This window comes from uncultured Fibrobacter sp., assembly GCF_937877005.1.
Classification (GTDB): domain Bacteria; phylum Fibrobacterota; class Fibrobacteria; order Fibrobacterales; family Fibrobacteraceae; genus Fibrobacter.
The window spans coordinates 1-15,225 of sequence record NZ_CALEFV010000194.1; the positions used below are offsets into that span (position 1 = coordinate 1).

At 52.3% G+C, this 15,225-nt stretch carries 12 protein-coding genes; 10 read left to right on the plus strand and 2 right to left on the minus strand.

Annotated features, from left to right (window positions below; all coding sequences use genetic code 11):
* A partial coding sequence (locus tag Q0628_RS09030) for a glycoside hydrolase family 9 protein (protein ID WP_298770286.1) occupies positions 1-1,487 on the minus strand: 1,487 nt, incomplete at its 3' end.
* Between the two features lie 377 nt (positions 1,488-1,864).
* Between Q0628_RS09030 and Q0628_RS09035 the strand changes: the two genes are divergently transcribed.
* From Q0628_RS09035 to Q0628_RS09075, 9 genes are all read left to right on the plus strand, one after another.
* Positions 1,865-2,806, plus strand: a complete 942-nt coding sequence (locus Q0628_RS09035) for an aldolase catalytic domain-containing protein (RefSeq protein WP_298770288.1) — start codon at positions 1,865-1,867, stop codon at positions 2,804-2,806.
* Between the two features lie 596 nt (positions 2,807-3,402).
* Positions 3,403-4,251, plus strand: a complete 849-nt coding sequence (locus Q0628_RS09040) for a hypothetical protein (RefSeq protein WP_298770289.1) — start codon at positions 3,403-3,405, stop codon at positions 4,249-4,251.
* A 124-nt stretch (positions 4,252-4,375) separates the two neighbouring features.
* On the plus strand, positions 4,376-4,747 hold the full coding sequence (gene rpsF, locus Q0628_RS09045) for a 30S ribosomal protein S6 (RefSeq protein WP_298770291.1): 372 nt from the start codon (positions 4,376-4,378) through the stop codon (positions 4,745-4,747).
* Complete coding sequence (gene rpsR / locus Q0628_RS09050) at positions 4,747-4,998, plus strand: 30S ribosomal protein S18 (RefSeq protein ID WP_173355777.1); 252 nt, start codon at positions 4,747-4,749, stop codon at positions 4,996-4,998. Before rpsF ends, rpsR begins: the two co-directional genes overlap by 1 nt.
* A gap of 16 nt (positions 4,999-5,014) precedes the next feature.
* Entirely contained in the window at positions 5,015-5,464 is a 450-nt protein-coding gene (gene rplI, locus Q0628_RS09055) for a 50S ribosomal protein L9 (protein WP_072977508.1), read from the plus strand.
* A gap of 83 nt (positions 5,465-5,547) precedes the next feature.
* Positions 5,548-7,041 carry a hypothetical protein gene (locus Q0628_RS09060; protein ID WP_298770294.1) on the plus strand — a complete coding sequence of 498 codons (1,494 nt, stop codon included), beginning with the start codon at positions 5,548-5,550 and terminating at the stop codon, positions 7,039-7,041.
* The gene (locus Q0628_RS09065; RefSeq protein ID WP_298770295.1) at positions 7,041-7,751 is read left to right on the plus strand and encodes a hypothetical protein; all 711 of its coding nucleotides are present in this window, start codon (positions 7,041-7,043) and stop codon (positions 7,749-7,751) included. The genes Q0628_RS09060 and Q0628_RS09065 overlap by 1 nt, the downstream gene beginning before the upstream one ends.
* Positions 7,752-7,886: 135 nt before the next feature.
* Complete coding sequence (locus Q0628_RS09070) at positions 7,887-8,990, plus strand: efflux RND transporter periplasmic adaptor subunit (RefSeq protein WP_298770296.1); 1,104 nt, start codon at positions 7,887-7,889, stop codon at positions 8,988-8,990.
* A 9-nt stretch (positions 8,991-8,999) separates the two neighbouring features.
* Complete coding sequence (locus Q0628_RS09075) at positions 9,000-12,065, plus strand: efflux RND transporter permease subunit (protein ID WP_298770298.1); 3,066 nt, start codon at positions 9,000-9,002, stop codon at positions 12,063-12,065.
* Positions 12,066-12,067: 2 nt separating this feature from the next.
* Here Q0628_RS09075 and Q0628_RS09080 read toward each other — a convergent pair whose 3' ends face one another.
* Positions 12,068-13,147 carry a BamA/TamA family outer membrane protein gene (locus Q0628_RS09080; protein ID WP_298770300.1) on the minus strand — a complete coding sequence of 360 codons (1,080 nt, stop codon included), beginning with the start codon at positions 13,145-13,147 and terminating at the stop codon, positions 12,068-12,070.
* Between the two features lie 91 nt (positions 13,148-13,238).
* On the opposite strand from Q0628_RS09080, the gene ettA reads away from it, so the two are divergent.
* Positions 13,239-14,933: an energy-dependent translational throttle protein EttA gene (ettA, locus tag Q0628_RS09085; RefSeq protein WP_173381279.1), complete on the plus strand. Its 1,695-nt coding sequence runs from the start codon at positions 13,239-13,241 to the stop codon at positions 14,931-14,933.
* Positions 14,934-15,225: the final 292 nt, after the last annotated feature.

The window sequence follows — 15,225 nt, forward strand, 5'->3', positions numbered from 1 at the left end:
CGGTCGGCATACACTGCAGCAGCGGCAAGGCTTGCAAGTCGAGCGTCTTCACCCTGCCACCAATAGCCACTCTCGTTGTCGTGCGGGATAAAGAAACCATCCTTGATGTTTCCGCCAGTTTTGTAAGCCTGACGGGCGTAACCGAACGGGTTTTCGACCTTGTTTGTAATGGAGATGAGCCAGCTCAAGTGCTTGCGAACGGCAGATAGTGCGGTCTTGTAGATAATTTCACCGTTGGTGGCGGAACAGTCAAATTCAGGGGGGCAAGGTTCGCGTGCGATTTGCATTTCCGCTTCCAGGAATCGCATCAAGGCAATCAGCGGGAGTCCTGCGTCGCTTGCGTGCCAGAACGGACGAGTCTTCGCGTCGTCGCTCCAGAAATATCCGTCTTCGCTAATGCGGGCGGCGAGGTGTCCTGCGCGGCTTTCCATATCGTCCATGTAGGAGGCTTTTCCCGTAGCAAGGAACAGTTCCGTTGCCGCAAGGAGTGCGGTGTAGTCATCAATGATGTTTTCCTTGCCGTCGTCGCAGTAGGCGCAATTGCTATCGATGCTTTGCTTTTCAGAGAGGTGTGCATAAGCTTTCTCGGCTGCAGCGAGGTACTGTTCGCTGGTGTAATCGCCTTTGACTCCAAGTTTTGCCACGCGGGCAAGGCCTGCGATCGCCATGCCGCCGCCTTCGCGGAATGCCGTCTGGTAATTATTGCTCTTGACGCCGTCGGAACCGCTAAAGGCGCAAAGGTAGCGACTTCCCATGCCCCAGTTGTCGAACACGGTCATGTAGAAAAAGCCCTGTTCGTCGAGCATTCTTACCAGGAAGTCCGCTCCGTAGGCGGCTTCGTCTGCGGTCGCAACCTTGGTCGTTGTCGAGGAGAGCAGAGCCGGAATGCGTTCTGCCGTAAAGGCGAGTGCCCAGACCGTAAGCGGAATCTGCTGCGGGTTTAGATAGTTTGCGTAGGAAAGGTGGGAGAGATACTTGCTCACGTCGCCGCTCGCATCGTACCAGCCGCCGTGCACGTCGCGTGTCGCGCCGCCTCCATTGTAGACGGACACTTTCTGGTCCCAGCTCACAATTTGCGAATTCGTGGCGCGGTCGTTGTAGAAGTAGTCTAGCACTGCGCCGAGCGTCTGCTGGGCGAGCAGGTTGTCTCCCACCGTAAATGTTTGCGAGGCCGATCCGTTGGCTAGGTTCAGCTTGTACTTGCCCGGAGCCAGGGCGTCGGAACCGAGTTCAATGGTGTAGAATTTTCCGCTTGAAAGCCATTTGTCGGGGTTGGCTCCTGCGCGGATTGTGCCGCTGATAGTGGATGTCCCCGTGCCGCCGTCGGGAAGCAGGGTGTATGTCGCTCCTTGCAGCTCTTCGTCGCTCTTGACGATTATGGAAATCGGTTTTCCGGTGTCGTAACCGACCTGGTTGATGTAAAAGGAACTTGCTGCGAATGATGATGTTGCAGCAAGGGCGAGAGATGGGACGATGACTTTGTTCATGAAATTGAATATATATTATTGGTTTTTATTTTTCAACAAGCGGTGTTCCTGAAGACTTTCTTGTGATTTTTCATCTTTTTTATAATAAACGCATATTATGCGTTGAATTTAAGAAGGCCTGAATACCATAATGTCTTCTGTTTGACAGAATACATGTCTGTGCGTATGAATTCTTTGTCGAGAAGAGTAACCGGATGTTTTTTTTACGATTCCTAATATGTTGATTTTTAATGAATTATCGACTGATATATCATTTTATACGCAAAAAGTGCGTTAAAAGCATTCTTTTTTGGATGTTTTGTTTCTGGGGTCTTGACCGGCTACTTCGCAGAACCTATCTTTGCCTGCGAAAATAAAACATTCCGAAAAGGTAAAACATGTACTACGAATCTATCAAAGTTTTGGACTGCACCATCCGCGATGGCGGCCTGGTGAACAAGCACGACTTCTCCCTCGAATTTGTGCGTCGCCTTTACACCCTCCTGTCTGCCGCCGGTGTGGACTATATGGAAATGGGCTACAAGAATTCCCCGGAACTTTTTGACCCCAAGGAATACGGTCCGTGGAAGTTCTGCGACGACGATCTGCTCTGGAAGGTGAAGGACGGTATCGAATCCAAGATCAAGATGGCCGTCATGGCTGACGTGGGCCGCGTGAACATGGACGCCGTGAAGCCCGCCAGCGAAAGTCCGTACCAGATGTTCCGCGTGGCAAGCTACGTCAAAAACATCGACAAGGGTATCGAAATGGTGAACGCCTTCCACGACATGGGTTACGAAACCACGCTCAACATCATGGCCGTGAGCCGTGACCGTGGTCCGGAACTGGACGAAGCCCTGCATCAGGTGAACGAAGAATGCAAGGCCGACGTACTTTATCTCGTGGACAGCTTCGGCGCCTTCTACCAGGAAGACATCGATAAGGAAATTACCCGCTACCGCGGTATCGTGAAGGGCAAGAAGTTCGGCTTCCATGGCCACAACAACCAGCAGCTGGCCTTCTCCAACACGATTCAGGCTATCATCGACCACGTGGACTACCTCGACGGTTCCGTGTCCGGTATGGGCCGCGGCGCCGGTAACTGCACCACCGAACTCCTGCTCGGCTTCCTCAAGAACCCGAAGTACGACCTGCGTCCGGTGCTCGACGCCTACCAGGAACTCTTCTTGCCGCTCAAGGAAAAGTACGAATGGGGCTACATCATTCCGCAGATGATTACGGGTATGCTGAACCGCCACCCGCAAGACGCCATCGCCGTCCGCAAGACCGAAGACCGCGACAACTACACCAAGTTCTATAATCATATGATGAACGATTAAAGACCGCTCGCGCCCAATCGTACTAAGTACGTACCCTGAGCGCTCGCTCTCGCAACCGCCCTCGGTTAACACCCGAGGGCTTTGTTGCTCACGGGGAACCGAGTGTCGCGGAAAAATGCTTGCATTTTTCCATGACCGAGGTGACGAGTCGTGGGCTCGCGTAGCGAGGCCCACGACTAATAAGGTGTATGCCACGACGGCAAGTGTGGCGAGTTTATCTAAGTAGGAGTGCATTTTATGCACTCCTTTTTGATAAACGAAGTCACGGACGCGAAGCGTCTATAGGACTTGCCGGCATGGCTGAACCGAAAAGTCGTGGACTTGAGCCCGTAGGGCGAAAGGCCAACGATTAAAGACCGCTCGCGCACTTGATTTGAAAAATCAAGGGCCACGACTAATCGTGAGGCGAGTGCCGCGCAGGAATGCTTGCATTCCTGCATGGTTGAGCCGATGGATTAGGGGCTGCGAAGCAGACCACTAACGCTATCCGGGTCTTAGGGCGGAGCCCTAGGAGAAGGGGTAGTGGAAAACGCGGCACCGCCGCGTTTGTAACGAGGGGGAGGCTTCCCCCTTTATTTTTTTTCTAGTTTATAGCCGTGCGTTCCTGGCTTTTACAGATAGCGTTGCTTCTTTGGATTCCCGCTGTTCTATTTGCGGGTGAGGCGACAGCGTTGCCGGATTCCGTTTCGAAGAAGGAGTCTGTTCCGCTTCCTAGGCAGACCGCGTATACGGGAGAGGGACTTTCGTTTGGCTTTGGCGGAGGTGTATTTGCTCCGCAGAAGGAATGTGACTGCCTCGGAACCTGGCAGGTCCAGATGGAGTATTTTTACCTGAGCTGGTTGAGTAGCGGTGGAAGTGTGCGCTATTTCGGGGGCAATATTGATTCCGATTTCATGCTGATGTATCAGCGTTACAATGTGAATTTGCGCTTGCATGGCACTGGAGAGGGCTTGGATCTGTTCCTGTCCCCTTATTTGGGACTCGAAACGACGAGTATCTCGGAAATCCGGACTCAGGTCTCCGGCGAGGATGTCGAGACGATGTCGCATTGGTGGAACCATGATGGAAAGGATAGAGCGAAACGGGACTCACAGGAAGACGAGTTCGCCAAAGATGCAGAGGAGGTTGAAAAAGAGGCCGACTTTTGCGAGTCGCTCTTTGCCTTGGATGGCTTTTCGGTCGGTCTGGAGGTCGGCTTCGGTGTGAATGTAAGCCGGTATGTGGGGATGACGGGAAGTGTCTCGGTTGAGTATAATTTTTCCGACGCCTTGATGGTAACTACTTCTCCGGGACTTGCCTTCAATTTGCGGGAGGCCTGGCCTTGGGCGAAAAGAATGCTCCGTTCGACATGGATTTCCTTTGAATACGGGTTCCAGATGTACCATAATGATGACGTGAGCGGGTGGTCGAACGTGTTTATTCTGGGTGTCCAGTTCGGAGCGTAGGGTCGACTGGCGCCTCCGGTTTGACATGAAAAAAGCTTTTTCCTATATTTGGGGCACCGATTTTTATCGGAACCCTCCCGGGGCCAATGGTGGTACCTGGGCGAAAGACCAAAGGGAACTCATTATGAGACAATACGAAACGATGGTGATCATCGACGCTATGATCTCTGACGACGCTATCAAGGCCGAAATCGAGACCATCGCCGCTAACATCACCAACGGCAACGGCGAAATCCTCCGCCGCGATGACTGGGGCAAGCGTAAGCTCGCCTACACGATCAAGAAGCGCCAGCATGGCTTCTACGTTATCTTCTACTACAAGGCTGAAGCCGCTACGGTCGCTTCCGTGGAAGCCGCCCTCAAGTTGAACGAAAACGTTCTCCGCTGGATGACCCTCGCTGATTATCCGATGAGCGAAATTGTTTACGACCAGACTCAGGTACAGTCCACCGAAGACATCGTCCCGGTTGACGCAGAAGAAGGGGAGGCTGAATAATGGCTTTTGAAGATAAGAAGCAGGCAACCCGTATCCGCCGCAAGAAGACTTGCTGGTTCACGGAAAACAACGTCAAGTTCATTGACTATAAGGACGAAAAGACTCTTCGTCGCTTTATCTCTGAACGTGGCAAGATCATTCCCCGCCGCATTTCTGGCACTTCTGCCAAGTATCAGCGCATGCTGAACGAAGCAATCAAGCGTGCCCGTCAGATGGCCATTCTTCCGTTCGTTTCGGACAGTCTGCGCTAATAGGAGGATCTAGACTATGGAAATTATTCTTAAGGCTAACGTCCCCCATTTGGGCAAGATGCTTGATGTCGTGAAGGTCAAGGATGGTTACGCTCGTAACTACCTCTTCCCGCGCAAGCTCGCTGTTCGCGCTACCAAGGAAGCCAAGCTCGAAATCGAAAACAACCGCGCTGCTGTCGAAGCTCAGTTCCAGAAGGAACTCGCTGCTGCTGGTGACGTGGCTGCCAAGCTTTCTCAGGTTTCTGTCAACCTCGAACGCCGCGTTGTCGAGGGCGAACGTCTGTACGGTTCTGTGACCGCTGCTGACATCGCTGACGCCATCACCAAGCAGGGCGTTAAGGTTACCCGTGCTCAGGTTGCTCTCGAAGAACCGATCAAGCAGCTCGGTGTCTACACCGTGACGATCAAGGTCTTCAGCGACGTTGAAGCTCAGGTCAAGGTTTGGGTGGTTGCTGAGAAAGCCTAAGCTTTTTCAAAATCACTAGAAATCTTAAAAGCCGCTCCTTCGGGGGCGGTTCTTTTTTAGTGTTTTTTCTATTTTATAGCCGTATGCGCAAGTTTCTTTTTATGGCCTGCATGGCCGGTCTTTTTGTAGCTCAGTCCTTTGCCCAGCCGCGAGACCTTTTTGCGGAATTCGAGGCGGAGGCGGAAGCGGCACGGTCAAGTGAGGCCGTAGCGACGGCATCGAGCTCTAGTAGTGTTACTCTTGCAACTCCGGCTTCTTCTGCGGCGGTTTCCAGTAGTAGCGTCAAGCCGTCTTCGAGCTCGGCTGCAAGTTCTAGTAGCGAGGCAACTTCGTCGAGTTCTGTCGTAGTAAGTTCTAGTAGCGTGGCCCCCGTGTCGAGTTCGATGGTTGCATCGTCCAGTTCTGTCGAAGTGTCGTCGAGCGGCGTCGCCGATTCCGCGGTCGTTGCCCCTGTCGCCGATTCCTTGGCGACGGCTGCCGCAGCCGATTCCCTTGCCGCTGATTCCGTGGCAGTCGACTCCGTTGCTGCTTCTGATTCGGCGGCCATGGATTATGCCGCTCAAAAGCAGGCTGCCATCAATGCGTCTATTGAAGAAGCCCGCAAGCGTGACTCGCTCGCCGCTCTTTCCAGCTCTTCGTCTGTAGTCGGAGCTCCTTCTTCTAGCAGCATGAGCCGCCGCGAGTTGCTCGGGCCGGTGAAGGTCTCCAAGGTGAATGGCATTGATGAAATGAAAGGTCGCTACAAGAGCCCGCGTAAGGCCATGTTCATGTCGCTAGTGGTTCCGGGTGCCGGCCAGATGTATGTGGGTGGTTCGACCTTCACCTATGTTCGTGGAGGTGTGTATCTTGCTTTGGAAGCCGCCTTGTGGGGCGGTTGGTACTACTACTCAATTTACAAGTACGACAAGCAGGTCGGCCATTACAAAAAGTTCGCAAAAACGCACTACTCGATTGGTCGCTACGAACGCGGCATGCGTGACTTGTACAATGCCGATGCGGTGAACTACGAGTCTGAGTTCCGTCGCCGTTACCTGGGTTCCCGGGAATCGTTCTGCGAGGCGATTTTTGGAAATGCGACGATGCATGGTTGCTACGACAAGTCGAACGTGTACCATAATGATGTGGAATACATGAATGATTTCGTTAATAAGCCGAAGACCTTGCGCGGCGAGATGCACAAGATTTCCTTTGAATCCCCGGCCGATGTATACCAGATGATTGCGGAAGATGAATATGTGCTCGGTTGGGACGATGTACAGGATGTTGCCATTGCGACGAGTCTTGGCCTGGAAGATCCCAATTCCGAAACGATGGACCTGGGATCGTCGGATAATCTTTCTGAATACCGTTCCATGCGTAGCAAGGCGAACGATTATGCCGATATGCAGGCATGGTTCTTCGGTGGCCTGATTCTGAACCATATTGTCTCGGCTGTGGATGCCCTGTTTACGGCGAATGCCCACAACAAGGCTCTGTACGCAGAGGATCTTTCGTGGTACGACCATCTCCACTTCGATAGCGGTGTCTCGTTTATTGATGGATTTGGTGTGAATGTGCAGGCTAGCTGGGGATTTTAATGAAGATTGTCTTGGTGATGTTGCTTGCCGTGACTGCCGCCTTTTCGCAGGTGGTTGTTTCGGTGGATGAAAGCGTGAGCAAGAACCAGGACAAAAGCTGGTATTTGGCAATGGGTGCGTCGGCCCTGTTACCTGGTATGGGTGAACTTTATCTGGGTGAAAAAAATTTCGTGCGCCCCTTTGTCTGGACGGACATTGCCCTGTGGTTTACTGCAATAGGCTCCTATGCAATTGGAGAACGCTATATTACGTCTGCTCATCATTATGCGGTGCGCCATGCGGGGTTGACTTCCGATAGCCGGAGCGTTTCGATGCTCAATACGGTGGGCGATTATCGGAGCCGGAGTGGTGTCGCTGGCCAGAATTCATCGCCCGACATGGATGAAGATTATAATCAGGCCCAGTTACGGGCCGGTAAGGATATTGACGAGGACCTCGACGAGGATATCCAGTGGGACTGGGGGTCTAGCGACAATCCCGAGACCTCGGAACATATTGATGAATTTAAGAGTCGTCTGCGCCACTATCGCGTGAGCCGGATCGTTTTTCAGGTGTCGGTCGGCGCCTTGCTTTTGAACCGTGTGATTTCAATGCTGAATACGATTCGTGTATATAGAGCGACATCATCGAAGGCTTTTACGGAACGGATGGAGTTTGTGCCAGAATTCTACGAGGATGGCAGCGGACTCATGTTGAATGTGAAATTCTAAGATAGTAGGCGGTAGACAGTGATTAGTAGACAGAGCTTGCGAAAAAAAATTTCACTTCTATGCATCGAATTACGGGGCTTAATCATCTAACAAATAAGAACTAGTTACTGACCTCTGTTTACTTCAAACTGATTTATGAAAAAATTTGCTCTGTTGCTTGTTGCGCTGATTTTTGCCGCTTGCGGTGGTGGAGATTCTCCCCAAGGTAAAGGTGGCCCTGCAGGACCGGGAGGTGCGCAGGGCAAGGGTGGGCCGGGGGGTAGATTAGCCCGTGAAATTGCAGTCGAAGGTTATATTGCGGAATCCCACCGTGCCTTGAAAGATTTTTCGGCTATGGCGACCCTCGAGGCCATGAATAGTGTCGAACTTTCGGCAGCGACTTCGGGGAGACTCGTGAACCTTTATGCGAAGGACGGTGCTTCGGTACAGAAGGGTGTTCTTCTCGCAAAAATCGATGATTCCGAACTTAGGGCCCAGCTCAAGCAGGCCGAATCGAATGCAGAACTGGCTCGTCAGAAGCAGGAACGCGTCAAGGGCCTTTACGAAAAGGATGGGGTGACCAAGGCTGACATGGAAAGTGCCGATGCATCGCTCAAGTCGGCGGAGGCCTCGGTAGAACTTATCAAGGCTCAGATTGCAAAAACCGAAGTGCGGGCACCGTTTGCAGGCAAGCTCGGTTTTGTAAAAGTTTCGGTGGGTGCCTGGCTCACGACGGGAACCTCGATTGCGACCCTTAGCGAAGTGAATAAGTTGAAAGCGAAATTTTCGTTGCCGCAACGTTATGCCTCGACACTCAAGACTGGCGATATGGTTCAGATCAAGGACGAGGAACGCAATGTTTCGAAGTCGGGCAAGGTGAAGGCGCTTGAAGCGGCCCTTTCGGAATCGAGTCGTACTCGCCAGATTCTAGTGGAAGTGGATAATGCGAAGGGCGAACTTTTGGCTGGGTCCTATGCAAAGGTTCATGTCGATATGCAGACGGGTGCAACCAATAGCATTCCGGTTCCTGCCGAAGCCTTTACGCTCGACAAGGATGGCGCCTATGTTTTTGTCGCAAAGGGTGGCAAGGCCTTGATCAAGCGTGTCGAGACTGGACTTCGTACTCCGATTGCGGTTGATGTGACTGCAGGTCTCGATGAAGGCGATACCGTGATTACTTCCGGTCTGATTAGCTTGCGCAAAGGTTCTGCGGTTCGTATCAGGGAAATTCGTCACAATGCCGATTACGAAGTGGAGTAGGGTTAAACGATGAGTGTCGCGAACCTTTCTGTCCGTCGTCCGGTACTCATGACTGTGATGGCGCTCGTCATCATCTTGTTGGGGGCGTTCGGTGCGTCTAACCTAGGAGTGCGTGAATACCCCAATGTCGACTATCCCTTGATTCAGGTGCGAACGTCTTATCCGGGTGCAAATGCTGCCGTGGTCGAAGCTGAAGTAACCGAAATTCTGGAAGCATCGATCAACAGTGCCTCGGGTATCAAGGCTCTTACTTCGACTAGTCGCGATGGTTCCTCGTTCATCAACATTGAATTTGAAACGGGCATGGACCTGGAAGCGGCGGCGAACGAAATTCGCGACCGTGTGAGCCGCGTGCGCCGCAGGCTTCCGGACGATGTAGATGAACCGACGGTTTACAAGTCCGATAGTGATTCCGACCCGATTCTGATGGTGAGTCTTGTGAGTGATAGGCTCGATCCGATGGAAGTCTCGGAACTTGCAAACAACTTTGTTAAGGAACGCTTGCAGACTATCAATGGAGTCTCCGAAGTGGCCATTTGGGGGGAGAAACGCCCGACGGTGCGCTTGTGGATTGATCCGGTTCGACTTCAGGCCTTGGGTGTTTCCGGTGCCGAAATGTCGGCTGCCTTGAGCAAGGGCAACCTGGAGCTTCCATCCGGTTCTATCGAAGGTAGCGAGACAACGCTTTCGATTCGTACGCTTGGTCGAATTCTTGACCCGAAGGCTTTTGAAAACATCGCTGTAAAGACAGCTGCCGATGGCACTGTGATTCGTATTTCGGATGTGGCGGATATCCACTACGAACCCAAGGATACTCGTACAGGATTTAGGCGTAATGGCAAGAATTCGATTACGATTGCGCTCATGGCTCAACCTGGATCGAACCATGTGGAAATTGCCGATGAATTCTACAAACGCGTTGAAGATATCCGTCGTGAAATTCCCGAAGGTGTGCAGCTCCTTTATGGCCGAGACACCTCGGTGAACATCCGCGCCTCAATCAAGGAAGTGGTGGAGACGATCTTTATTGCGTTCCTTCTGGTGATAGCGATTATCTTTGCTTTTTTGCGTCAGGCGCGTACGACGCTAATTCCGATGGTGGTGGTGCCTGTTGCGGTTGTCGGTAGTTTCTTCGTGCTTTATCTGTGCGGGTTCAGCATCAATGTGCTGACGCTTCTTGCTATGGTGCTTGCGATTGGTCTCGTTGTCGATGATGCCATTGTGATTGTCGAAAATATTTACCATAAGATTGAAAATGGCATGACGCCCAAGCAGGCGGCAGTTGCTGGAACGAATGAAATCTTTTTTGCGGTGATTGCGACTTCGGTGGTGCTGATGGCCGTGTTCGTTCCGGTACTTGCCTTGGGTGGAACGACGGGGCTTCTGTTCCGCGAATTCGTGGCGGTGATGATTGGAACCGTATTCCTTTCGACCCTTTGCGCCCTTACGCTTTCGCCAATGCTTTGTTCCAAGTTCCTGAGCCGTCAGAAGCAAGGCTTTTTCTATAGAATTACGGAACCGTTCTTTGATTGGCTTAATCGTATTTACGCTTTGCTCCTTGGTCTTTTCCTGAAGTTCCGTCTGTTGCTTTTTCCGGTAGTGGGAGCGCTTCTCGTTGCGGCCTATTTCTGCTTCAACAATATGAGCAGCGAAATGGCGCCGACCGAAGATTCCAATGCGGTCATGGTGAACTTGAATATGCCCGAAGGCGTGACACTTACGCGCACGAAGCGTATGGCGGATGCCTTTGCCGACGAAGTGCTCTCGTTGCTCGATAGCAATGAATATACCGAAGTGCAGGCGGGTGCATGGAATGCGGGTAATTCCAGAATGCGTCTATTCCTGAATGACGACAAGGAGGCTCGCCGCCCGCAGAGCGTCATTGCCCGCGAAATTCAGCTGCTCGGTAACGAATATCCCGACTTGCGCGTAATGGTGTTCGAACCGCAGAGCATCAGTACTCAGCGCGGTGGCCTTCCGGTACAGTTCGTACTGCAGGCTCCGAATATCGAAATTCTCCGTACGCTAGTGCCGCGGTTCGAAGAAGAGGCGAGTAAGAGTCCCGTATTCAGCGTGGTGAATACGAACCTCCGCTTCACCAAGCCGGAACTTCACATCGAGATCTTGCGCGACAAAGCAAATGAGGAAGGAGTGTCGGTAAATGATATCGCCCAGGCGGTGCAGCTTGCGATTAGTGACCAGACTTACGGTGAATTCTACAAGGATGGACGTCAGTATGATATTATCGGCGCTGTCGGTTACCAGTACCGTAGTACGCCCGAAAACATTTCGATGCTTTCTGTTAAGAATCGAAAAGGGGAATTGGTTAGTCTAGATAACTTCATCACGTTCTCCGAAAAGTCGGCATCCCCGTCGTTGCCGCGTTATAACCGCTTTAGTGCCGCGACGATTCAGGCGGGCCTTGTACCGGGAAAAACGATTGGTGATGGTGTCGACGAAATGCGCCGTATAGCAAAGCGCCTCTTGAAGGATTATCCGAGTGTGAGTACGACTTTGAGCGGATCCTCGAAGGAATTTGAGGAAAGCTCCAGTGGCCTCTACATCGTGTTCCTGCTAGCGCTCGCTCTTGTGTTTCTGGTGCTTGCGGGACAGTTCGAAAGTTTCCGAGCCCCGTTCGTCATCTTCTTTACGGTGCCTCTCGCGCTTGCGGGTGCGCTCACCTGTCTGTTCATAACGGGACAGACCTTGAACATCTTCAGCGAGATTGCGCTGATTCTGTTGATTGCTCTCGTGACCAAGAATGGTATATTAATTGTTGAATTTGCAAACCAGATTGCGGCGAATACGGGTTGCTCTAAGCTTGAGGCGGCTCGGATGGCGGCGGAACGCCGCTTCCGCCCAATTTTGATGACGAGCCTTTCGACGGTGTTGGGCGCGGTGCCGCTCATTCTGACCGGCACGCCGAGCCGAATTGCGATGGGAATCGCTATTGCAGGTGGCCTCACCTTTGCGACCTTCATGACGCTTTTTATTGTGCCTGCAGCCTATAGCTTCTTTGCCGGCAAAGTCAGTCTTGATGCTATGAAGAGTACCGATGCGAGCAAGATGGCTTAATGCTAGAAGGATTCCCGTAAGTCGATTGTAATGCCGATATGTTTACCGTCTACAAGAGAGAGGTCGGCGCGGGCATGCAGTTTTTCGCTTCGATTCAGGGCAAGCCTTCCGCCAAAACCGACTGAGTAATGCATTTGCCGATTGAATAGCTCGCTGAAGTAGGGTGCCGATTGTAGAGCTTCGCCGAAGATTACTCCTGCAAAACGCCAGAAAAGCGGACGACGCAATTCAAGTTGCCAGATCAAGGTTTGAGTATCGCTCCAAATGCCCGATTCCACGCCACGGAAGCGTTTGACACCGTCGGGTCCGGCAAGTTTTCCGAGTGGAACATTGTCTCCGCGGCTTTGGCGTGCGTATAGGCCTGCCGCAAGTGATGTTTCCCAAAACAGGGGAGTGTAGAATCGCAGATCGACTGTTTCGGTATGATAGTTGAAATCGCCGCCGAAGAAGACTTGTTCGAATGCAGTGTAGTATCCTTTGGTGGGCCAGTTGACATTGTCGTTTTTATCTAGAACGATCAGGTATCCGCTGCCTAGGAAATAGCCATCCTGATAGTTCTTGGGAATGCCCTTTCCGAACTCGTTGTTGCGTGTTTCACCTTCGATAACGACCCCGTAGCGGAGGGGAATGCTGTTCGGTATGCCGAAACTCATTTCGATGGGAACCTTGCCGTAAAAATAGGTGCAGTTATATTCATCGATAGGGTCAAAGGCTCCTCGGGCTCCGCGTTCAAAGAGAGAAAATTGCCATTTGTAAAAACTCAGTTTGGCAGGAATATGTAATTGATCGCCAAAGAACCATAGGTTCGGAGCATATTGAAACTGGAATTGTCCGCGTGTGGTTCCGCGAGCCAGAAAATCCATAGATGAAACATGTTCGCCTTCCTGAAACGGTCTGAAAAATAGAATGAAGATCCCGCCGTATTGCAGCTTGGTTTCTTCGGAGTAGGCCGCGAAGGGAAGGACCGAGAATCGCTGGAAGTTGTCTTTGTCGGTTGAGTCTCTAGAAACGATCGTGCTGTCCGCGGCGTGTGCGAAAATGGCGAGCGTAAGACATGCGATTATGGCGTAAACGAACTTCATGACACAAGTATAGAAAAGATTTTTGTTATCTTTGATTAAACTTCACATTTCACACTTCACACCTCACATTTCGAAGCGAAGCGAGCTAATTATGGCCGAACAGAATAAAGCAGAAAAATTCGTTTTCTACATGTACAAGATGACCAAGTCCTACCCGCCTAACAAGGAGGTGCTGAAGGATATTTCCCTCAGTTTCTACTACGGCGCAAAGATTGGCATCATCGGCCAGAATGGTGCCGGTAAGTCGACGCTGTTGCGCATCATGGCGGGCATCGACAAGGAATTCCAGGGCGAAGCCTGGATTGAACCGGGCCGCACTGCGGGCTACCTGCCGCAGGAACCGCAGCTGGACCCGAACCTCACCGTCAAGGAAAACGTGATGCAGGCCGTTGCCAAGAAGCAGGCCGTGCTGGACCGCTTCAACGAGATTTCCATGAAGTTCGCGGAACCCATGGAAGATGACGAGATGAACAAGCTCCTTGACGAACAGGCAAAGCTTCAGGACATCATAGACGCGCAGGATTTGTGGAGCCTCGACCGCAATATTGAAATTGCGATGGACGCACTCCGCTGCCCGCCGGGCGACTGGCCGGTGACGAACCTTTCCGGCGGTGAAAAGCGCCGCGTGGCTCTCTGCCGCTTGCTCCTTGAAGAACCGGATTTACTGCTCTTGGACGAACCGACGAACCATCTGGACGCCGAAACGGTTGCCTGGCTCGAACGCCACCTCCGCGAATACAAGGGCTCCGTGATTTTGGTGACCCATGACCGTTACTTCCTTGACAACGTAACGAACTGGATTCTGGAAATCGACCGCGGTCGCGGCATTCCTTGGGAAGGCAATTACGCCCAGTGGCTTGATCAGAAGCTCGAACGCCTCCGTGGCGAAGAGAAGGGCGAATCCGACAGGCAGAAGCGTTTGGCCCGCGAACAGGAATGGGTCAAGCAGAGCCCGAAGGCGCGTCAGGCCAAGAGCAAGGCCCGTCTCAAGGCTTATGAGGAACTCTTGGCCGAGGATTCCCGCGAGCAGATCAAGGTGGCGCAGATTCACATTGCGAACGGCAAGCGCTTGGGCGATATCGTTATCCAGGCGGAACACTTGCAGAAGGCCTTTGGCGACAAGGTGCTGTTCGACGACTTGAACTTCAACCTGCCGCGCTCCGGCATCGTGGGCATTATCGGCCCGAACGGTGCAGGTAAGACAACGTTGTTCAAGATGATTATGGGCCAGGAAAAGCCCGATGGCGGTACGCTCAAGATTGGCGAGACCGTTGAAATCATCAGTATGGAACAGGGCCGCGACAGCCTCGATGACAGCAAGACCGTGTGGGAAGAAATCACCGGCGGGAACGACGAGATTATGGTGGGTGACCGCAAGATGAACGGCCGCGCCTACTGCGGACTCTTCAACTTCACGGGAGCCGCCCAGCAGAAAAAGCTCACCACGCTTTCGGGCGGTGAACGCAACCGCGTGCTCATGGCGAAGAACCTGCAGAAGCCGGGCAACCTCTTGTTCCTCGACGAACCGACGAACGACTTGGACATCGAAACGTTGCAGGCTTTGGAACAGGCTATCCTCAAGTTCGCAGGCTGTGCCGTGATTATCTCCCATGACCGCTGGTTCCTGGACCGTATCGCCACGCACATCCTCGCTTACGAAGGCGATTCCAAGGTGGTGTGGTTCGAAGGCAACTGGAGCGAATACGAAGCCGATCGCCGCAAGCGTCTCGGCGAAGATGCCGACAACCCGAAGCCCATCAGGTACAAGACTCTTACGAGACAGTAGTACAATGTGTAATGTGTGGTGTGGAATGAGGAATTAGTCATTCACATTTCGCATTGCGGTGCATGTCGATTTAATTGATGATGAAAAAAGCAGGATTTTATCCTGCTTTTTTCTAAGAGAATCGATGTCCGTATTGGGAAAAGGAAGGTTTTAGGAGGGGCAAAGCCTCTCCTTGTCATAGAACGATTCTCGCTAAGAGAATCGTTCGTACAGCGCATCGCGCTCCACTGGCACGAGCCCTTCGTTTGTAATCAAGGACTTCATGCGCTCGGGGCTCATGCCCACGGGAACC

Coding starts and splice junctions, on each gene's coding strand:
- rpsF (WP_298770291.1), top strand. CDS start 4,376: ATGAGACAATACGAAACGATGGTGATCATCGACGCTATGATCTCTGAC.
- ettA (WP_173381279.1), top strand. CDS start 13,239: ATGGCCGAACAGAATAAAGCAGAAAAATTCGTTTTCTACATGTACAAG.
- Q0628_RS09035 (WP_298770288.1), top strand. CDS start 1,865: ATGTACTACGAATCTATCAAAGTTTTGGACTGCACCATCCGCGATGGC.
- Q0628_RS09060 (WP_298770294.1), top strand. CDS start 5,548: ATGCGCAAGTTTCTTTTTATGGCCTGCATGGCCGGTCTTTTTGTAGCT.
- rplI (WP_072977508.1), top strand. CDS start 5,015: ATGGAAATTATTCTTAAGGCTAACGTCCCCCATTTGGGCAAGATGCTT.
- Q0628_RS09065 (WP_298770295.1), top strand. CDS start 7,041: ATGAAGATTGTCTTGGTGATGTTGCTTGCCGTGACTGCCGCCTTTTCG.
- Q0628_RS09075 (WP_298770298.1), top strand. CDS start 9,000: ATGAGTGTCGCGAACCTTTCTGTCCGTCGTCCGGTACTCATGACTGTG.
- Q0628_RS09080 (WP_298770300.1), bottom strand. CDS start 13,147: ATGAAGTTCGTTTACGCCATAATCGCATGTCTTACGCTCGCCATTTTC.
- rpsR (WP_173355777.1), top strand. CDS start 4,747: ATGGCTTTTGAAGATAAGAAGCAGGCAACCCGTATCCGCCGCAAGAAG.
- Q0628_RS09070 (WP_298770296.1), top strand. CDS start 7,887: ATGAAAAAATTTGCTCTGTTGCTTGTTGCGCTGATTTTTGCCGCTTGC.